Source organism: Flavitalea antarctica (genome assembly GCF_054461535.1).
Genome location: NZ_JBTLQG010000013.1, coordinates 33,738 through 52,517 on the forward strand (window position 1 = coordinate 33,738; position 18,780 = coordinate 52,517).

Genomic DNA, 18,780 nt, shown 5'->3' on the forward strand with positions numbered 1-18,780 from the left:
TAAATTCATTTTTATCAAATCCACCCTTAACTTCGAATAAAACCGGCAACATGCAGAATCAAAACCAGGCAGAAAATCAAATCAATATCGAGATCTCGGAGGAAACAGCAGAAGGTACCTATGCAAACCTGGCAATCATCACCCACTCTCATGCGGAATTCGTGATTGATTTTGTAAACGTAATGCCCGGTACCCCAAAAAGCAAGGTGAAATCGAGGATAATACTCACTCCGCAGCATGCAAAACGATTTATGAAAGCACTTAACGATAACGTGCAGCGTTTCGAAGCGGCAAACGGCAAGATCCAGGACCTGGAAGAAGTGCAGTTGCCACTGAACTTTGGTGGCCCGACTGCGCAGGCTTAGTAACCAGGTTCATCAGAAAAGTTCGCAACCGGCTTCATCAGAAAAGTTGGCAACCGGCTTTATCAGAAAAGTTTGGCAACCGGCTTCATCACAAAATTCGCAACCGGCTTATCAGTACCCTTTTCGTAATAGTGTTAATCAGTGCAGTCCGCAAACGCTGGGAGTACATTTTCAATGGCGATACGAAAAACGGTCATGCTCCTTATCTCATATAATACCTTCATCAGCAAAGCTGTAATAGCCGTATTCGCTTACTATAATGTGATCGAGTATTTTGATGTCGAGAAAACGGGCTGCCTCCTTGATTTTTGCGGTAAGTTCCTCATCTGCCCTGCTTGGCCGGATGCTGCCTGATGGATGATTATGACAAAGTATAAGGCTTACAGCGTCTTCTTCAAGCGCTTTTTTCAGAATGATCCTCGGGTCAGCGACAGTTCCGGTTATGCCGCCTTTGCTGATGATTTCGAAATGATTTACCCGGTTCGAGCGGTTTAAAAATACTACTCCAAACACTTCCTGCTGGTAATCTTTGAGCATTGCCTGCAGGTATTTGGCCATTCCGCTGCTGTCTTTAACGACTAGTTTTTCCAGTGAAACCCCTGATTGACGGCGTCTACCAAGTTCAAGGGCTGCGACCAGGGTAGCAGCTTTGGCGGATCCTATTCCTTTTACCTGCATGATCTCTTTCGCGGATAGTTTACCCAGTTCCTGTAGATTGTTTTGACTCAGTGCCATTACCTGGCGGGCAAGTTCGAGAGCGGAGTTCTTTGGCGTGCCTGATTTGAGCAGGATCGAGACGAGTTCGGCATCGGAAAGATTCGCGGCCGATTTGGTCAGTAGTTTTTCCCTGGGCCGGTCGTCCGGCGCCCAATCCCTGATACTACGGTGTGGTGTGTCCATGCCTCAATGATAAGGTCGGTTTGCGCACGTACCAACGTCTTTAAAACAAGAAATAAGGAGATTTTAGCAAGATAAAAGGCTCACACCGTAAATATCGCTGGTCCCATCAAGTAGTTTTGCGATTGCAGGAATCAATACCAACTGCTATTTTTATGTCAGTAACAGTTTTTAACGAAATAAACTTGTTTATCCGGCGTTAGAAACATGTTCCAAATTCCAATCCTTTTAAAAACACTAAATCCCTGCTATGAAACACAAATCTACACTCGCTGCTATTGGTGGTTACCAGCCATTTCTTTTTTGTATCGGAATGTATTTTGTTGCACTGTTCTTCTCCATTTTTATTTGTTCGGCCATCTTTTATGCAATCAATCCAAAGAAAACGATTGCTAAAGTAAACACCGTTGACAGCAGGAAAACCGCAATGCTAAATTCCGGCAACCAGGTCATGTTGTCTGTAACCAAATAGGCAGATCATAAAGGAATCATCTCTCTGCTGAGAACCAGGTGTGATGCCTGGCAGCGTGGATATGCGTGATATCTATATATGATCTTGTAGTGGATTAACAGGTTGAATTTTCTTTTCCCGATTATTCCTGAATCAACCGCTTCGGTTTATCTTCGCCGGATATTCAAAAGCGGCATGGAAAAAACGGTAAAAATATTTTCGGGTACAGGTTCGCAATACCTTGCTGAAAAAATCGCGATAAAATTTGGTGGCACCCTCGGGAAAGTCACCATTTCGCATTTTAGCGATGGTGAGATACAACCGGTGTTCCAGGAAAGCATCAGGGGCGACATGGTTTTCCTTGTTCAGAGTACCTTTTCTCCCGCTGAAAACATCATGGAACTGCTCCTGATGATTGATGCCGCCCGCCGGGCCTCAGCCTACAAAGTAGTTGCCGTGATCCCATATTTCGGATACGCACGTCAGGACCGGAAAGACAAACCACGGGTGGCCATCGGGTCAAAGCTCGTGGCCAATATGCTGGTAGCCGCCGGAGCCGACCGGGTGATCACCATGGACCTGCATGCACCCCAGATCCAGGGTTATTTTGACATCCCCGTTGACCACCTGGATAGTTCTGCCATTTTTATCCCTTATATACAGCAACTTCAGCTGGAAAACCTTACCTTTGCGGCCCCTGACGTAGGATCCGCAAACAGGATCCGGGAAATGGCCTCATATTTCAATGCCGAAATGGTGATTTGCGACAAACACCGCAAACGAGCCAATGAGATTGCGAGTATGGTCGTTATCGGAGATGTGGTAGGAAGGGAAGTAGTTCTTATTGATGATATCTGTGATACTGGCGGAACGCTTGCAAAAGCAGCCGGCTTGCTGAAAGATAAGGGAGCCAACAGTGTGAGAGCACTGTGTACGCACCCGGTTTTGAGCGGAAACGCTTATAAAAACATCGAGAACAGCGTGTTGGAAGAACTGGTGGTCTGCGATACGATCCCGCTGCGGCAGGAATCATCAAAAATCAAGATTCTCAGTGTTGCTGAACTGTTTGCGATAGCAATCAGGAACGCCTATGAGAACAGGAGCATAACCAGCCTGTTTATTCATAGCCAGTTGCGGAATCGTTGAGAAAATCGTTAACTAAAAATCAATTATAAAACAATGAAAACAATTACAATCGAGGGTCAACTGAGGACCGGAACCGGGAAACAAGCCACCCGCCAACTTCGCTCTCAGGAACTCGTGCCTGGTGTAATTTACGGCGGCGAAAAAGAGATCAATTTTTCTGCTCCAGCCAAGGCTTTCAAAAACCTTGTTTACACTCCGGAGTTCCAGTTAGCAGACTTAACAGTTGAGGGTACAACTTACCGTTGTATTCTGAAAGACATCCAGTTTAACAAGGTAAGTGACGAACTGGCCCATGTTGATTTTATGGAACTGGTGGAAGACAGGCCCGTTATTGCTACAATTCCTATCAGGTTTACAGGAGCTGCTGCCGGTGTAAAAGCTGGTGGTAAACTGATCACCAAGATCAAGTCCCTGAAAATTAAAGCGCTTCCCAAACACCTGACAGAAAACATAGAGGTAGACCTTACTAACCTCGAACTGAATGGTAACATTCGTGTAGAAGATGTGAACCTGGATAATGTAGAGATCCTTAACTCTCCACGTATTCCGATTGCATCCGTGGTTATGACCCGTGTGCTGAAACAGGAAGCTGAAGCCGCTCCAGCCGGTGCTAAACCAGCCGCCGCAGCTGCCAAGGCCGCACCAGCCGCTGCTGCCGCCAAGCCAGCCGCAAAAAAATAATCAGTTAAGTTTATTAATAAAAGCCCGGCTCAGGCCGGGCTTTTTTGTGCCTGGATTTTATTATATGTAGATACATACAAAACGTGGCTGTTTTCGTTCATCCATTACCGTGACAGGTTGGGATAGAATTTCCTTTTTATTATTATTTTTATCAGAATATCAAACAACTGAGATGTCAAAGTTCTTAATTGTGGGCCTGGGCAATATTGGTTCAGAATATGAAAAAACAAGGCATAATATTGGGTTCGACATCGCTGACGCCTTTGTTCAAAAACACAACGGAAGTTTCCAGAGCGGAAGACTTGCAGATGTTGCTACGCTGAAGTGGAAAGGTAAATCCATCATTGTTATCAAACCGACCACTTATATGAACCTCAGCGGTAAAGCAGTGCGGTACTGGATGGAAAAGGAAAAGATCGCGATAGAAAACATCCTTGTACTGGTAGATGAAATTGCCTTGCCTTTGAATAAGCTGCGTTTACGTGGTTCAGGAAGCGATGCGGGGCACAATGGCCTGAAAAGCATCCAGGAGATGCTTCTGACAGATAAATACCCGCGGCTTCGCTATGGCATCGGTAATAATTATCCAAAAGGTATGCAGGTAGATTTTGTGCTGGGCAAATGGACAGAAGCAGAACTTCCGGTTGTTAACCTTAAGTTACAAAAAAGCGTCGAAGCAATTGAAAGCTTTATCTCAACAGGTATAGAACGCACAATGACTGAGGTTAATAAATTGGATTTTAAACTATGAATTGTTAATTTGAATCTTTATTTTCGCAGTAATTAGCGTAACGGACTAATGTTTTGATATTCAATGAACCTATGCGATTCCCCACATACCTGTCCAGGTAATAACCTTTAAACTGTCATTACAGATAAACCCTTATTGAATATGAAAATATTTTGTGTCGGCCGTAACTATGTTGAACATGCTAAGGAGCTTGGTAATGAAGTACCGGATGAACCGGTGATCTTTATGAAGCCCAAGAGTGCATTGCTTCAGACACATACACCGTTCTACTATCCCGAATTTACCAACGAACTCCATTATGAATGTGAACTTGTACTTCGCATTTCAAAAAACGGAAAATACATCCAGGACCGTTTCGCCAACAAATACTATGATGCTATTACTGCGGGTATAGACTTTACCGCGAGGGACATCCAGAATGAACTGAAAGAAAAAGGCCTTCCCTGGGAAAAAGCCAAAGCGTGGGACAACTCCGCTGCTGTTGGTAAATGGATCCCTTTTCAGAATATAAAAAATAAGAAGGACATTAATTTCTGCCTTTATAAAAACAAGGAGCTTGTTCAGCAGGGTAACTCCGGAATGATGATCAACAGCTTCGATAAGATTGTTGCTTATATATCAAATTATTTTTCGATCAACATAGGAGATCTCATATTCACCGGCACACCCGCAGGTGTAGGAGAATGTGTAGTTGGTGACGAACTGGAAGGTTTCATAGAAGAAGAAAGTTTGTTTAATATAGAGGTGAAATAATTTCCGTTCGGGTTTCATCTCACTAAATTCTTGAAAAGGACAGTTCGCTGTCCTTTTTCTGTTAAGTGATCTTCTTGTATAATTACCAGGCAGGTTGTTATAATGGCGTAGATTAGCAAAGCACTTAATCATGTTATCCATGGTAGGCAAAGAAGTTTTGATAAAAGCATATACACTTATGTGTACTGCCAAAACCATGGCAGAAACTTACGAAGCCAACCGGCAGATTTGTCGTTATGTTCACTCAACCTCCAGGGGACACGAAGCAATCCAGCTTGCTACCGCTTTGCAATTGCTTCCATGCGATTTCGTAAGTCCTTATTACCGGGATGATAGTTTATTGCTGGGCCTGGGGTTTACTCCATACGAACTGATGTTGCAGCTGCTCGCCAGGAAAGATGATATCTTTTCCGGCGGCAGATCTTATTATTGTCATCCCAATTATCGCGGTCCTGATAAACCAACAATCATTCACCAGAGTAGCGCCACTGGCATGCAGGTGATTCCCGCAACCGGCCTGGCACAGGGCATTCAACACCTCGAAAGATATCTGCCCGGGAAGCTGGTGAGTGGACCAGCGCGGGAAAAACCTATAGTGATCTGTTCACTGGGCGATGCAAGTATTACAGAAGGTGAGGTGAGTGAAGCCATCCAGTTTGCTGTGCTGCGGCAACTACCCATCATCTACCTCGTGCAGGATAATAAATGGGGGATCAGTGTAAGCAGTGCGGAGGCAAGGGCCATGGATGCTTACGACTATGTTGAAGGTTTCAAAGGCATAAAAAGGATAAGGGTAGATGGAAGCGATTTTCAACTGGCGTTTAACTGTATGCATGACGTTATCCACGATGTAAGAACGTATCGCGGTCCATGGTTGGTCCAGGCATCCGTTCCACTTCTCGGGCATCATACAAGCGGTGTAAGAAAGGAATTTTACCGGTCATCAAGTGACCTCGCTGAACATGCGCAAAATGATCCATTGACCAGGTTGCTGGGCAGCCTTAGAGAAGCTGGTATCAGTGACCTGTTGATTGCCGATATAGAAAGTGATTGTATAACAATGGTGGAAGAACAGTTCAACCGGGCCAGCGCGGCGCCTGAACCTGATCCTGCCACTGTTTCCACACATGTTTTTGTTCCTACACCTGTAACGGATGAAGTTGGAGAACGCCGGCCGGCCGACGCGAAACCGGTAATGATGGTAGATGCCGGGCTGTTTGCGATACGGGAAATTATGGAGCAAAATGAAGAGGCTGTTTTTTTCGGGCAGGATGTTGGCAGACGACTTGGCGGTGTGTTCCGCGAAGCAGCTACACTGGCTGAAAGATTTGGTGATCACCGCGTCTTTAACACTGCCATACAGGAGGCCTATATTATAGGCAGCACGGTGGGATTAAGTGCAACTGGTATTAAGCCAATTGTTGAAATACAGTTTGCAGATTATATATTTCCCGGCTTCAATCAACTCGTCACCGAGATCGCAAAATCCTGTTATCTGAGCAACGGTAAATTCCCTGTTCAAACACTAATAAGAATACCTGTGGGTGCCTATGGCGGTGGCGGGCCTTATCACAGTGGATGTATTGAAACATTATTGTTGGCAGTGAAGGGGATCAAGATTGCTTATCCTTCCAATGCTGCAGATATGAAGGGGCTTATGAAGGCGGCATTCCTTGATCCGAATCCCGTGGTTATGCTTGAGCACAAGGGCCTGTACTGGAGCAAGGTGCCGGGAACGGAAAATGCCAGGCAACCTGAACCGGGTGCAGATTATATACTACCATTCGGCAAAGCAGCCATTGTATTAAACCCCGACCCGGAGGCAGGTGCAAAAGGAGTTACCTGTTGCATCATCACTTATGGTATGGGGGTTTATTGGGCCCTGGCAGCTGCTTCACAGTTCCCGGGACAGGTAGAGATTGTTGACCTGCGTACGCTTTTTCCGCTCGACGAGGCAATGGTATTCAAAGTGGTGCAAAGACATGGCAAATGCATGGTGTTGACGGAAGAACAGGCAGGCAACTCATTTGCGCAATCCCTTGCGGGTCGCATCAGCCATCAGTGTTTCCGCTTCCTTGATGCACCGGTAGAAGTGATCGGTGCGCTGGATCTTCCTGCCGTTCCTATGAATGTTGGGCTCGAAGCGGCCATGTTGCCGAGCCCGGCGAAGGTTGCACTGCGGATCAGGCAGCTCCTGGAGTACTAATTTACTCCCATTCACTGCTTCAACCTGGTATATCCCGCATCGTTTTAACCCCACTGAGCGGTTCTTTACTGCACTGGTTTCAGAAGTTCTGTTCCGGCGTTCTGCTGGCTTTGTTGCTCCGTTTTTCCGGCATTTGCTCCTGCCTTCTCCTGGCAAAAAACAACCTGATTCGCCTTCCTGATATTCAAATCCAACTAAATTACTAGACTTGATAAGCTCATTAATCGCACATCCCCGGGTTTAACCGCTTATAAAACTTTAACAAGCAGTCTTGCTGAAATTGTTGCTTATTTACGTAGGCTATCGTAGATGATCAACAGCAATTAATTAATTACACCACCTAATACTTCTTTCATGAAAAACAGATATCTAAAAGGTGCACATATTTCTGAAAGGAAAGTGCGGGAATTATTGAAATTATTCTGCGATGACCTCACTGCAACCCAGATTGCAAGCATTACCGGCATTAGCCGGATAACAATAAATGCATACCTTAAACTGATAAGATCGCATATCTCACTTCACTGTGATGAGCGCTTACCCATAACCGATAGATCTTTGATCAATACGCCTGCTTTTGCCCATCTTATGCCGGCAGAGACCCCGAGTGAACTGATACCGAGTGATATTGTCTATAAAAAAGCATTATATGGTCTGAAAACAGACAAGGATAATCTGAGGGCTCATAAGATCGCTGCCCCGGATCCGCAGGAGGTGTATGACTGGCTCAAATCGGCAGGATCTAAAAACCAGGAATATGCAAGGCAATATAACCTGACCTCCTATGATGCGATCATCGATTTCAACAACCTGAAATTATACCGGATCCATAATGGGATCCCCAAACCTATTGCATTAAAAGGACCGGTTGATGACATCGAGTTATTCTGGAGCATGCTTAAGGCCCGGTTGGTAAAATTCAGGGGGCTTAACGGAAACACCCTTTACCTGCATGTAAAGGAAACCGAGTTCAGGTTTAATCATCGCAACCAGGACATCTTTGATCTGCTGGTCAGCATTTTTCATCATCGTCCCTTACATGTTGCCAGGCAATATAGTTAGGTGACGTGTAAAAACGAATAAAAGAATTTTCATACCGGCGCATCTGCACCGGGTGAATAAAATCTTTCCGGGGCAATTCTCAAAATATACCGCGAAAGCTCCCGGAACTATTTTGCGGTACTGGAATTTTTCTCATGTGACTCGCGGCCCTGATTCCTCAGGGCCGCCTTTTTGTGTATTATGATGATTGGTACTTCATTGAACGGGGCTACATTTGCCATGGTCTGATGAAGCTAAAGATGAAAATAAGAGAAGCAAAAACTCTATACAAAGCGATTTTCCACTACCTCGCGACACGGCTCAACCGGGTTCAGTATATAATGTTCGTTGCTACCGTTGTGGGCTTTGTGTCTGGCCTTGCCGCAGTGTTGCTAAAAACTACTGTCCATTATTTACAGGTTGCGATAGAAGAGATACCTGTTTCAAAATTATCTTACCTGTTATTCCCGGGACTGGGACTGCTGGCGACTGTAATGATAGTACGGGTGGTGTTCCACGGACGTATAGACAAAGGGATAGCCATGGTGCTGAAAGCTATCGCGCGTAATTCTTCGGTTATTCCACTCAAACACACTTACCAGCATATCCTTACCAGCTCTGTAACCGTTGGTCTTGGTGGATCCGTCGGTCTGGAAGCACCTATTGTGGCCACCGGCTCGGCAATAGGCTCGAACGTTGCCAGGATACACGAGCTGAATTACCGCGAGCGGACCCTGCTCATCGGATGTGGTGCAGCCTCAGGGATAGCTGCTGTTTTTAATGCGCCCATTGCAGGGGTTATCTTTGCGATCGAAGTTTTACTGGTAGAATCCATAGTGAGCTATTTCATTCCATTAATTATCTCGGCGGTAATTGGTGCGCTATGTTCGAAGATAATTCTGCAGGAGGCTTTGTTATTCAATTTCAAACTCAAGCAAACTTTTGATCCGAACAATGTGCCCTATTATATTTTACTGGGGGTGATCGCGGGTTTCTGTTCGTTATATTATGCCAGAACATTCAAAAACGTTGAGCACAAATTGCAGCAATGGAAAATAAATGTTTATTGGCGGGCATTGCTGGGAGGAATCATGCTCATGGTCATTTACTTCCTTTTCCCGCCGTTATTTGGAGAAGGGTATGACAGTATAAAGGAACTGGCCGATGCCACTCCTTCCATTCCAGACAACTCGCGATTGCTATCCTACTTTTCAGACGAGTGGAAAATGATCTTGTTTACCGGTGTGGTAGTACTGTTGAAACCGCTGGCAGCCGGCATTACTATTGGCAGCGGTGGAAACGGCGGCAACTTTGCACCCTCGTTGTTTGCAGGGTCATATCTCGGGTTCTTTATTTCGAGGCTCCTGAATACCAGCTCCTGGTTTCAATTGCCGGTTGGCAATTTTGCCATAGTTGGCATGGCCGGAATGCTGAGCGGGGTAATGTATTGTCCTTTGACTGCCATCTTCCTGATAGCCGAGATTACCAATGGGTATGAACTCTTTATTCCACTGATGATCGTTTCAGCCATTTCTTTTTTCATCGTCAGACATTACGAGCCCTATTCCATGGAAATAAAAAAACTGGCTTTGGAAAGGCAGATCTTTACCCATCAGAAGGAGAAGAACATTCTGACTTCTATAAGTTTCACAGAAATGTTGCAGGATACCTATGCCACCATAGGTATTGACAAAAACCTGGGTGACCTTGTTGAGATTATAAAGCTTAGCAGTAAAAATATCTTTGCAGTAGAAGATAATAAGGGAAAGTTTGTGGGCATCATCGAATTGCACGATATAAAGCAACAACTATTTGATGCCGCAAACTTCCAACGCATTGAAATCCGGTCGATCATCAAGACGCCGCCGGCCGTGCTGCAGGAAGACCAGGACATGCATGCTGCAATGGAAAAGTTTGATATGACAAACAGCTGGTACATCCCCGTACTCAATAAAGAGAAACGGTTCGTTGGCTTTATTTCGCAAACCAGGGTATTCAATAAATATCGTGAGATCCTTGCTTCGCAGGGAGATTTGTATGAGTGACAAATCCAGTTTCGCGGTTGTTTTAATCTTCGTGCCTGGGTCCTTAGGCTGCGGCAGAGCCTTGTAATACCGGTGCGTGTTTTGTTCCTGTCTTGTGATCGAACAACCAGCTGAACATTTTGCTGATAAAGCTTGTGAATCCCGCGGCTGAATTCCGGGAATGACGTTCAAAATATTCTGCCTTTTGTATTCTCATCTTGAGAAGTACAAATTTATTATTTATCGCACCTTCTCTTACATCTTCAGGAAGGCTCACGAGATGTTGTATTTCTTCGGGATCACTGATAATGTATGCCTTGCCTGAAATATGGAGAAAATATTCCTTGCCCTTTTTGAAGAACCTTAGCTTGGCGGGGAACTCATGGTCAAACTCCTGTAGCATTTGCTGAGGAGGGTTCACTGAAAACCAGATCTGGCCTGCGTCATCCACTGTTAAAGCACTGATGATATTTGTTGGCAGTTTCAGAACCGCTTCTGACTCATTGCTGAACAGGGCGCTTCTTATATCAGCTATTTTATGCTGCAGAAATTTTAGTTGTTGAGTGTTCATTGTCTGGGGTGCGTTTGCATGATATTTCAAAAACTAGTGCCAGCAGTTTCTTCGAAAATTACCAATCATTAAACCAGATTTTAATGAAAGCCCGTGGAAGAAACTACCCATTTCCCTTTAAACGCCCGGAAACGAATTCAATTGTTTGAGATCTGTGGAATAAATATTCAGGAACCCACGGGCTTATTACCTGTAACATTATTCAGATTCGTCGCTCTTGTCGTTTGCAGCTGCTGATTCCTCTGTTTGGGAGTCGGCCGTAAAACCGCCCTGGGGTTGTGTAGGATTCTTTTCGTTGTAACCCGTCTTTAAAGCTGGGTCCGTACGATTCAGATTTTTCTGATCCTTCTCGGTGGTGCCTTTCTCAACCGGTGCGGGGTCGGGATTTTTTTCCGACTCATCCATGTAAGAATGTTTTGTTGCCATTTTATGTAATTTCCATAAGGAGGAAAAATCCTATGCCATTCTGTAGAAACCCGGGACACGACCCTGGCAGTTTGCGGATGGCATTCTAATTTAACTGTCAAAATCAAGGAGATAAATATGGAAGAACCAGTCATACAATTGTCGCACAAAGAATTTCTTAAGGTCGACCGGAACTATGAACAAGCCGCTGCGGCAATAAAACTGATTTACGTAAAGGATTCCGAGCCGGGCATTCAGCGCATCAAATCCGGCAAGGGGTTCACTTATATTTATGATAGTAAGCCATTGACCGGCGACGCACAGCTCGAGCGGATAAAGAAACTGGTAATTCCGCCAGCCTGGGAAAATGTATGGATCTGCCCATTGGAGAATGGTCATATCCAGGCAACCGGTCTTGACCTGAAAGGAAGAAAACAATACCGTTATCATAGCTTATGGAACAGTTTGCGGAACGAAACTAAATTCCACCGGCTCCTGGAATTTGGTAAACAGCTGCCGGCTTTGAGGTTACAGATTGAAAAAGACTTCGCAAAAAAAGAACTTTCTTTCGAAAAGGTGTTAGCTGTGTTGCTAAGCGTAATGGAAAGAACATATATAAGAATAGGAAACAACGGTTATGAAAAGTTGTACGGCTCTTATGGTTTGACGACATTGAAAGATAAACACGTTGAGGTATCCGGTGATACGTTGCATTTTAGTTTCAAGGGAAAAAAAGGTGTCGAACATGAGATATCGCTAAAAAATAAAAAACTGGCCAGGGCCGTTAAAGAATGCCGCGATATTCCCGGTAAAGAACTGTTTCAATATTATGTCGAAGATGGTAAAAGAAGAACGATCGATTCAGGAGCGGTTAACAGCTATATTCAGTCAGCAACGGGCCAGGATTTTACAACCAAGGATTTCAGAACCTGGGCGGGCTCAGTTCACGCGCTCCAGGCGTTCAGGAGTATAGGAGATGCGATAACGGAGACAGAAAAAAAGAAGAACATTGTTGCTGTGCTGGATACGGTTAGCCAAAAGTTGGGTAATACCCGGACGGTGTGTAAGAAGTATTATGTTCACCCGGGACTGGTAAAATTGTATGAAGAAGATAAACTGAATAAATATCTGAAGGAGCTCGACCAGATTGAAGAACCGGATAATGCTTCAGGGCTGACAGCGGAAGAAGAGATCCTGATGAAGATATTGAAGAAGCATTCATAAGTGCTGAACACGCTTCGATAAGTGCTGGAATAGTTCTGATAGGTTCTGAAAAAGTATTAAGTCCTGATAAGCATTCAAAGTCTCCGAAAATATTGAGACGTATGGACAAAAAAAAAGGTAACCAAGAATGGAAACCTCGTTTCATGCGTAGAAAAAAAATATTAATCAGTTCAATATTATTAGTTCAATACTATTTAATCATTTTATTTATTAACTCTCTTCTTACACTGCTACCATCTCACTAACAATTCTACTATAACACATCTACTATATCTATATCATTATCACTAGTACTATCTCATTAACACTACTATCTCACTAAAACTATATACTTACTCAGTAACACTATATACTATCTCACTAATTGAGCCAATCTCCTTTCTTATTCTAAAATCACCACTTACCCCTTACACGGATCGGACACTATTTCCTTACTAACAATCTTTCTTTCGTTACATCAATCTTTCGTTATTATCAGAGCATCGTTCCTCACAATTACCAGTACTAATCCATACACATCTCACGCACGTACGCCGTTTCTCTTTTTTCAAATAGACTACAAATTATTTTGCGTCTCACGTTTCTAATAACATGCCATTTGCTTTTACGCGGTAAATAACGGTGTTAACTGTCGTTAGCGGGATGGATTGCTTCAAGTTGTGAATTTTATTCTACAGGGCGGCCTCATTTCATTTCCACAGGGGTATGTGTTACAGTATAAGAGCGAGGCACGGTTTTTAAACACTCATAAGTCGATAAACGATTATATCAATTAACATTAATCACAATTAAACAAATTGTCATGGAAAGAAATACAGAGCTTATAGAAGTACTTAATGATCTTATTCAAATAAATAATGATCGCGTTGTTGGTTATGACAAGGCATCAAATGAACTTTCTGCTGCAGACGTGGATCTTAAAGCGTTGTTTTCACAGTATTCCTCTGAAAGCAGGAAATATGTAACTGAACTTAGTGCTGAAGTTGGAAAGCTTGGTGGTGATCCAACAACATCAACTACCGGCTCTGGTAAAATTTATCGTGCCTGGATGGATGTAAAGGCATTGTTCACAGGTAAGGATCGTCATGCAATTCTGGAAAGTTGTGAATTCGGGGAAGATGCAGCCCAGAAGGCTTATGATGAAGCACTGAAATCAGATGCCGTTATGGACACTGAGATCCGTCAGCTCATCACCAACCAAAAGTCATCACTGAGGGTCGCACATGATACCATAAAGAAGTACAGGGATATGCATGAAATTGCAAAATAAGAACATCTTTCACGGTTAATGCTGAGATGTGTAGTCACGAGCCGGTTCAATGAACCGGCTTTTTTCGGCCCTTGCCCGGATATGCCCGACCGCAAAAATGGTTAGCTTGAAGGAACCTTGATACACAAAAAAAAGACACTTTTAAAAGCATCCCTTGTTGATATTTCCGGTCATGTTTCGTTGTTCCCCGCTAAGCGTTTATGCCTGCCTTATGTTTTCTATCTTCTTCTAAAGTTTCCTGAGTTACATGTTCTGATTCTTCAGTCGCTTTGTCTGCTAGCCCTGTATTCAAATTTTCTATCACCGGCGAGGTCGATGCTTCTTCTGTTGCCTCTTTCATTTCCTGGTTGGGCTGCCCATTACTTACCTTATCCTGGTCCTGTTCGTTAACGATCTTTTCAGGAGAGATCTGCTTTGAGTATCCGTCGTTTTTTTTTGGTCCGGGATCTTTAGTGGGATTAGCTGCTGGGTTCATAAAAAATGTTTGAATGTTTATTGTCGTCAACGTTTTCACTTAATCATAGCGTCACGATCTTTGTTGGCTATCTTGCAGAATCCCTTGTCCTTGCTGTATCAGCTCTTCCTATTGTGCTGCTATCTTTAGCCGCATTACTGTCCTGCATATGGATCCGGTCATTAGGATGTTCATTGCCATAATTATTCAACATGGAACTATCCTGCGTTTTTACACTGTCTCCTGATTCCTCATTACTGCTCTCTCCGGAATTGCAGGCGAGCATACCAACAGTTATCATAAGCACAATCGAAAAATAGATATTCACAAAACTTTTCATGTCGGTTATTTTCGAGATACATTAAAAAACTGTTCCGGGACTTTAATGGTCGAAAGCAGGCCGGTAATGATATATAATAATGGCCGGAGGCCTTTCGGAGGGCTGACTTGTGGAACATCTTACTCAACATTCAGTATTGAAGACGCTAAAGGAAGATCGCGGAGTGCAGCAGATCATGGCACATTTTTCATCCGGTTAATGTATGTCAAACGAAGATATTCTGCTACGATTGGTACTAGCGGCGATTGCCGGCGGTATCATCGGCGCCGAGCGCGAATATCGTAATAAATCTGCCGGTTTCCGGACGCTGATCCTGATCAGCCTCGGATCTTGTCTTTTTACGATAGTTTCCATACTGATTGAAGAGGATTCAAAAGACAGGATTGCCTCGAATATCGTAACGGGGATTGGCTTCGTGGGCGCCGGGGTCATTTTCAAAAGTGAAACCGGGGTTAAAGGACTTACTACTGCAGCCACGGTTTGGGTAACGGCAGCGATCGGGATGTCTTTAGCGGTTGGATTTTATACAGCCGCCGCATTTACCTGTTTCCTGGCTTTGGTGGTTCTCAATATCCTGGGTTATTTCGGGAAGTGGCTCGAAAGAACCAATGTAAAGTTTAATTACAAGATCACTTTCAATGATAACCTTGTCGGCAATAAGGAATATGAGGCGTTCATGCATCAAATCGGGTTGAAGTACGTCAGATCCACCCTGGCCAAACGCGGTACGGAACTGGTGTTTGAATACGTCGTGAAGGGCAGCGAAGCAAAACATAACGACCTTCTCCAGAAACTGATGAGTGACTCGCGGGTCATTCATTTCGCTTCCATTGATCCCAACTAGGGTTTGGTTTCATCGCGATTTCCACCATCCGGATCCGTTTTGAGCCTCAGCGGCGAGTTGACCGATGCCAGTCAGGCTGACACCTGCGCCAGCAGTCCCTAGATCCCAGTCAGACCTGAATTTTACCGTTTTACAACAAATGACGATGATCAGAACGCTCAGGGGCGTTAGAGAAGCCATGACCGGAAGTCCGTATTTATCATACCCGCGGCTCAAAACCGGCTGGTTCTAAATAGTTAGAAATTCATTTCAGATTTTTACCGTATTTGTCTATTTTTGCACCCCTTAAGCAAACGTCCCTCTTTGGCGAGGTAGCTCAGCTGGTTAGAGCATCGGATTCATAACCCGAAGGTCGGCGGTTCAAGTCCGCTCCTCGCTACTATACCGAAACGTAGTATAGTGCTGCGTTTCGGCTTTTTTCCCCACTTGATACCCGGACTTGACTGGGAGGTTCTCCATCCATTGATCTTAGTCTGAATATATCATTGTCACCAGGTATTCCGGTTCACGATGTTATTTGATCGCAAAAATCCTTCAGAGTTGCTTGTATCCTCCTTTCCAGGATATGCCTAAGTGCTTCAGTTGTGATCTTATTCTTTTCGCGTCCATATGATACCATTCCGTTCAAAAGCTACTAATCCCTTGCCTTTCGCGAAATAATATTTCGTGATGCCAGACATATTGCAGTTGTCTATGGCTGCGCACTCATTGACAAGCACATTGTTATAACTTTTACCATTTATGGTGGCTGTACTTTCGAATCTCCTGTTTGTGCCTGGTTGGCTGACAACATTTTTGGTATCGTAGTAATGAATCCAGGTGTTTTTACGTTCGATCAAAACCCTCTCATTGAAACCGATCTCGGTTTTAATGGTGTCATTCGAACTCCGGTCAATAATACTGCCTCTTAGAAACTGACCCCTTGATTGAGCACATTCATCTCCATTCCAAACATCATCTTCTCCTAGAAAGAAATCCCGCAAAAGGAGTGTATCCTGTCTTAACCCGGAATCCTCGAATACCAGGTCTTCATTTCCGCTATATGGGAACCATAGTTTCACTGATGCTGTCAGGGTATAATATGGTTGTGTATTGCACTGTCTGTGTTTAGCACAGGAGGATAACAGAAACCCAATGATAATTGCTACTAAGACTCTTCTCATGCTGTTTATGCCATTGAAATTACGAAACTTCAATGCCGTTCAAAATGTAGCAATCATGATGTTGGCAGTCAGCACAGCTTTGCCATGCCGGGTGCATACCTACACCCTCTATTACAGACTAGAATATTTCAAGAAATTGAAGTAAATTCAGATAAGAATATAATCCAAGGTCCTGGAGAGATCATGCTAAGATATTTTGTGCGATGCCTCGCTTAATCGCACTTTCAGCCACGTTATCCGTTGTCTGTTCAAACAAAATGAAATGAGAAAGTTCGTGATGAGTTTTCTGTTTTTCGGTGCAGTCATTTATGCAAAGGCACAAGGACCCGTTCACCCTTCAGACACTTCGTCTCCCTTTCAAAAAACCATTGACAGTTTGCAATATCTTTTTTCACACCACAAGTCAGACACCGGGAAAGCAGGCGTCCTTCGCTCTTTAGGAATAAGTTACCGCACGGTAAATAAAGATTCATGTATCACATATTTCGAAAAGGCTTTTAATTTATCTCTTAAGATTGGAGATAATATTGGTCAGGCACAAGCGGCAAGGCTACTGGTAGACTTCCTGGCCGTATCAGGTGATTATACGAGATCTCTGGAATTTGCCTTATATAATCTGCAGCTGGCAGAAAAAACTCGTGACACGATGTACCTGTTCTGGGCCACACGGGCTGTTTGGAGAAGTTATTCTTATATGCTGGAACATACAAGGGTGCTTGAATACGCAAACAAAACGAAGCTCATTGTACATTCCGGGTATTTCAGGAAAGAAGAAGACATCAGACTTTATGCACTAATGGGATACATTAACGCTATGGCAATCGCCTATGATGGCTTGGACAAGATAGACTCCGCGATTTTTTATGGACGATTAGGCTATGAAACCGCCGTAGTACTTAAAGACGTTAGCCAGCTTGCGATTACGACTGTTCAACTTGGAGATCTTCATCGGAAAATCCATGATGAGTCATCTTCGTTCTCTTTTTATCGTAACTCTATCATTTATTCTCATAAAGCAAAGAGGAAGGATTTAGTCGCCAACTGCTATTTAGGCATAGCGAAATTGTATGCAGAGCGAAAACAGACGGATTCGGCCCTGTATTACGGAAAACTGTCGTTAACAATCCATCAGCGCCTTAAATCTTCAATACACGAATTGCTGGCTACTACTTTTCTCACTGAGGTTTATGCACATTCAACGCGAATTGATAGTGCTTATAAATATCAGTCACTATTACTTGCCCTCAAAGACAGCCTGTTCAGCCAGGAGAAAATGAGAAAGGTGCAATCCATCTCTTACAATGAAACATTACGCTTACAGGAACTGGAAAGGCAAAGAAACGAAATCGAGCGAAGTCATGCAACGCGCCTAAAGGCTTATGCCGTTTTTGGCGGACTGATTTTGTTCGGTTCGATCGGTTTTTTCAATTATCGACTGAGTAAGATAAGGCAGGAGAGCCGGCTCAAGACAAGTTTTACTACGAAAATCTATCAAACGGAAATGCGTGCTTTGCGTGCGCAGATGAATCCGCATTTTATTTTCAACTGCCTTAATAGCATTAACCGATACATCGTAAAGAGCGACCACAAGACTGCTTCTAATTACCTTACAAGATTTGCACGGCTAATTCGATCGATCCTTGACAACTCCGCAAGCGAAACCATTACCCTGGACAATGAAATACAAACATTGCAGTTATACCTCGACATTGAAAAACTCCGCTTTGCCAATGCATTTGAGTATTCGATCGAAGTGGAAGAAGGCATAACAGCGGAAACGATTAATATTCCTTCCATGTTGTTGCAACCCTATGTAGAAAATGCAATTTGGCATGGATTGTTGCAGAAGGAGTCAGGAACCCGTGAATTATGGGTACGCTTCCGGCAGGCTCGGGCAGACTTACTGGTAGCAGAAATAGAAGACAATGGTATTGGTCGTGAAAAAGCAAAAGAATTGAAAAGTAAAGAGGCGATCAACAAAAAATCTTACGGAATGCAGATCAGCAAAGACCGGATATTCCTGATTAACCAGATTTACAACATGCAGGCCAAGGTACAGGTTGAAGATTTAGTAGATATGTACGGCAACGCCGTAGGAACAAAAGTAACAGTTCAGATACCTGTTGGGCATTTGTAATTGTTCTTTTATGTTGGTGTAAGACAAAAAGAATCCAACAAACATTAATTATTTTGG

19 protein-coding genes and 1 tRNA gene are annotated in these 18,780 nt (G+C 43.8%); 14 read left to right on the top strand and 6 right to left on the bottom strand.

Features of this window, described 5'->3' with window-relative positions; translation table 11 throughout:
- The first annotated feature begins 50 nt into the window (after positions 1-50).
- A complete protein-coding gene (locus ACX0G7_RS13750) occupies positions 51-365 on the top strand; it encodes a DUF3467 domain-containing protein (protein WP_458924063.1) in 315 nt (104 codons plus the stop codon).
- Positions 366-572: 207 nt separating this feature from the next.
- Here the strand turns inward: ACX0G7_RS13750 and radC are convergent, their stop codons facing one another.
- A complete protein-coding gene (gene radC / locus ACX0G7_RS13755) occupies positions 573-1,265 on the bottom strand; it encodes a RadC family protein (protein WP_458924064.1) in 693 nt (230 codons plus the stop codon).
- 247 nt (positions 1,266-1,512) lie between these two features.
- Here radC and ACX0G7_RS13760 point away from each other — a divergent pair, with 247 nt between their 5' ends.
- The 8 genes from ACX0G7_RS13760 (at position 1,513) to ACX0G7_RS13795 (ending at position 10,336) form a co-directional block, all read left to right on the top strand.
- Positions 1,513-1,734 (top strand): hypothetical protein, encoded by a 222-nt coding sequence (locus ACX0G7_RS13760; RefSeq protein WP_458924065.1) that lies wholly within the window; start codon positions 1,513-1,515, stop codon positions 1,732-1,734.
- 174 nt (positions 1,735-1,908) lie between these two features.
- On the top strand, positions 1,909-2,859 hold the full coding sequence (locus tag ACX0G7_RS13765; RefSeq protein ID WP_458924066.1) for a ribose-phosphate pyrophosphokinase: 951 nt from the start codon (positions 1,909-1,911) through the stop codon (positions 2,857-2,859).
- A 33-nt stretch (positions 2,860-2,892) separates the two neighbouring features.
- Positions 2,893-3,540, top strand: coding sequence for a 50S ribosomal protein L25 (locus ACX0G7_RS13770; protein ID WP_458924067.1), 648 nt, complete (start codon positions 2,893-2,895; stop codon positions 3,538-3,540).
- Positions 3,541-3,712: 172 nt separating this feature from the next.
- Positions 3,713-4,291, top strand: a complete 579-nt coding sequence (pth, locus tag ACX0G7_RS13775) for an aminoacyl-tRNA hydrolase (RefSeq protein WP_458924068.1) — start codon at positions 3,713-3,715, stop codon at positions 4,289-4,291.
- 141 nt (positions 4,292-4,432) lie between these two features.
- Positions 4,433-5,044 carry a fumarylacetoacetate hydrolase family protein gene (locus ACX0G7_RS13780; protein WP_458924069.1) on the top strand — a complete coding sequence of 204 codons (612 nt, stop codon included), beginning with the start codon at positions 4,433-4,435 and terminating at the stop codon, positions 5,042-5,044.
- Between the two features lie 139 nt (positions 5,045-5,183).
- Positions 5,184-7,250, top strand: a complete 2,067-nt coding sequence (locus tag ACX0G7_RS13785; protein ID WP_458924070.1) for an alpha-ketoacid dehydrogenase subunit alpha/beta — start codon at positions 5,184-5,186, stop codon at positions 7,248-7,250.
- Between the two features lie 354 nt (positions 7,251-7,604).
- A complete protein-coding gene (locus ACX0G7_RS13790) occupies positions 7,605-8,312 on the top strand; it encodes a hypothetical protein (protein WP_458924071.1) in 708 nt (235 codons plus the stop codon).
- 239 nt (positions 8,313-8,551) lie between these two features.
- Positions 8,552-10,336 carry a chloride channel protein gene (locus ACX0G7_RS13795; RefSeq protein WP_458924072.1) on the top strand — a complete coding sequence of 595 codons (1,785 nt, stop codon included), beginning with the start codon at positions 8,552-8,554 and terminating at the stop codon, positions 10,334-10,336.
- 43 nt (positions 10,337-10,379) lie between these two features.
- Here ACX0G7_RS13795 and ACX0G7_RS13800 read toward each other — a convergent pair whose 3' ends face one another.
- On the bottom strand, positions 10,380-10,886 hold the full coding sequence (locus tag ACX0G7_RS13800) for a pyridoxamine 5'-phosphate oxidase family protein (RefSeq protein WP_458924073.1): 507 nt from the start codon (positions 10,884-10,886) through the stop codon (positions 10,380-10,382).
- Positions 10,887-11,084: 198 nt separating this feature from the next.
- Positions 11,085-11,312: a hypothetical protein gene (locus ACX0G7_RS13805; RefSeq protein WP_458924074.1), complete on the bottom strand. Its 228-nt coding sequence runs from the start codon at positions 11,310-11,312 to the stop codon at positions 11,085-11,087.
- Between the two features lie 117 nt (positions 11,313-11,429).
- Here ACX0G7_RS13805 and ACX0G7_RS13810 point away from each other — a divergent pair, with 117 nt between their 5' ends.
- Positions 11,430-12,515: a DNA topoisomerase IB gene (locus tag ACX0G7_RS13810; protein WP_458924075.1), complete on the top strand. Its 1,086-nt coding sequence runs from the start codon at positions 11,430-11,432 to the stop codon at positions 12,513-12,515.
- An 802-nt stretch (positions 12,516-13,317) separates the two neighbouring features.
- Positions 13,318-13,785, top strand: a complete 468-nt coding sequence (locus ACX0G7_RS13815; protein WP_458924076.1) for a ferritin-like domain-containing protein — start codon at positions 13,318-13,320, stop codon at positions 13,783-13,785.
- 190 nt (positions 13,786-13,975) lie between these two features.
- On the opposite strand, the gene ACX0G7_RS13820 is transcribed toward ACX0G7_RS13815, so the two are convergent.
- The gene (locus ACX0G7_RS13820; RefSeq protein ID WP_458924077.1) at positions 13,976-14,260 is read right to left on the bottom strand and encodes a hypothetical protein; all 285 of its coding nucleotides are present in this window, start codon (positions 14,258-14,260) and stop codon (positions 13,976-13,978) included.
- 67 nt (positions 14,261-14,327) lie between these two features.
- Positions 14,328-14,579 (bottom strand): hypothetical protein, encoded by a 252-nt coding sequence (locus ACX0G7_RS13825; protein ID WP_458924078.1) that lies wholly within the window; start codon positions 14,577-14,579, stop codon positions 14,328-14,330.
- A gap of 202 nt (positions 14,580-14,781) precedes the next feature.
- Here ACX0G7_RS13825 and ACX0G7_RS13830 point away from each other — a divergent pair, with 202 nt between their 5' ends.
- Together ACX0G7_RS13830 and ACX0G7_RS13835 are read left to right on the top strand one after the other, a co-directional pair.
- Positions 14,782-15,423: an MgtC/SapB family protein gene (locus tag ACX0G7_RS13830; RefSeq protein WP_458924079.1), complete on the top strand. Its 642-nt coding sequence runs from the start codon at positions 14,782-14,784 to the stop codon at positions 15,421-15,423.
- 305 nt (positions 15,424-15,728) lie between these two features.
- A tRNA-Met gene (locus tag ACX0G7_RS13835) sits at positions 15,729-15,802 on the top strand.
- Positions 15,803-16,013: 211 nt separating this feature from the next.
- On the opposite strand, the gene ACX0G7_RS13840 is transcribed toward ACX0G7_RS13835, so the two are convergent.
- Positions 16,014-16,586 carry a hypothetical protein gene (locus tag ACX0G7_RS13840; protein ID WP_458924080.1) on the bottom strand — a complete coding sequence of 191 codons (573 nt, stop codon included), beginning with the start codon at positions 16,584-16,586 and terminating at the stop codon, positions 16,014-16,016.
- A 262-nt stretch (positions 16,587-16,848) separates the two neighbouring features.
- On the opposite strand from ACX0G7_RS13840, the gene ACX0G7_RS13845 reads away from it, so the two are divergent.
- On the top strand, positions 16,849-18,723 hold the full coding sequence (locus ACX0G7_RS13845; RefSeq protein ID WP_458924081.1) for a sensor histidine kinase: 1,875 nt from the start codon (positions 16,849-16,851) through the stop codon (positions 18,721-18,723).
- Positions 18,724-18,780: the final 57 nt, after the last annotated feature.

Coding starts and splice junctions, on each gene's coding strand:
- ACX0G7_RS13750 (WP_458924063.1), top strand. CDS start 51: ATGCAGAATCAAAACCAGGCAGAAAATCAAATCAATATCGAGATCTCG.
- radC (WP_458924064.1), bottom strand. CDS start 1,265: ATGGACACACCACACCGTAGTATCAGGGATTGGGCGCCGGACGACCGG.
- ACX0G7_RS13760 (WP_458924065.1), top strand. CDS start 1,513: ATGAAACACAAATCTACACTCGCTGCTATTGGTGGTTACCAGCCATTT.
- ACX0G7_RS13765 (WP_458924066.1), top strand. CDS start 1,909: ATGGAAAAAACGGTAAAAATATTTTCGGGTACAGGTTCGCAATACCTT.
- ACX0G7_RS13770 (WP_458924067.1), top strand. CDS start 2,893: ATGAAAACAATTACAATCGAGGGTCAACTGAGGACCGGAACCGGGAAA.
- pth (WP_458924068.1), top strand. CDS start 3,713: ATGTCAAAGTTCTTAATTGTGGGCCTGGGCAATATTGGTTCAGAATAT.
- ACX0G7_RS13780 (WP_458924069.1), top strand. CDS start 4,433: ATGAAAATATTTTGTGTCGGCCGTAACTATGTTGAACATGCTAAGGAG.
- ACX0G7_RS13785 (WP_458924070.1), top strand. CDS start 5,184: ATGGTAGGCAAAGAAGTTTTGATAAAAGCATATACACTTATGTGTACT.
- ACX0G7_RS13790 (WP_458924071.1), top strand. CDS start 7,605: ATGAAAAACAGATATCTAAAAGGTGCACATATTTCTGAAAGGAAAGTG.
- ACX0G7_RS13795 (WP_458924072.1), top strand. CDS start 8,552: ATGAAAATAAGAGAAGCAAAAACTCTATACAAAGCGATTTTCCACTAC.
- ACX0G7_RS13800 (WP_458924073.1), bottom strand. CDS start 10,886: ATGAACACTCAACAACTAAAATTTCTGCAGCATAAAATAGCTGATATA.
- ACX0G7_RS13805 (WP_458924074.1), bottom strand. CDS start 11,312: ATGGCAACAAAACATTCTTACATGGATGAGTCGGAAAAAAATCCCGAC.
- ACX0G7_RS13810 (WP_458924075.1), top strand. CDS start 11,430: ATGGAAGAACCAGTCATACAATTGTCGCACAAAGAATTTCTTAAGGTC.
- ACX0G7_RS13815 (WP_458924076.1), top strand. CDS start 13,318: ATGGAAAGAAATACAGAGCTTATAGAAGTACTTAATGATCTTATTCAA.
- ACX0G7_RS13820 (WP_458924077.1), bottom strand. CDS start 14,260: ATGAACCCAGCAGCTAATCCCACTAAAGATCCCGGACCAAAAAAAAAC.
- ACX0G7_RS13825 (WP_458924078.1), bottom strand. CDS start 14,579: ATGAAAAGTTTTGTGAATATCTATTTTTCGATTGTGCTTATGATAACT.
- ACX0G7_RS13830 (WP_458924079.1), top strand. CDS start 14,782: ATGTCAAACGAAGATATTCTGCTACGATTGGTACTAGCGGCGATTGCC.
- ACX0G7_RS13840 (WP_458924080.1), bottom strand. CDS start 16,586: ATGAGAAGAGTCTTAGTAGCAATTATCATTGGGTTTCTGTTATCCTCC.
- ACX0G7_RS13845 (WP_458924081.1), top strand. CDS start 16,849: ATGAGAAAGTTCGTGATGAGTTTTCTGTTTTTCGGTGCAGTCATTTAT.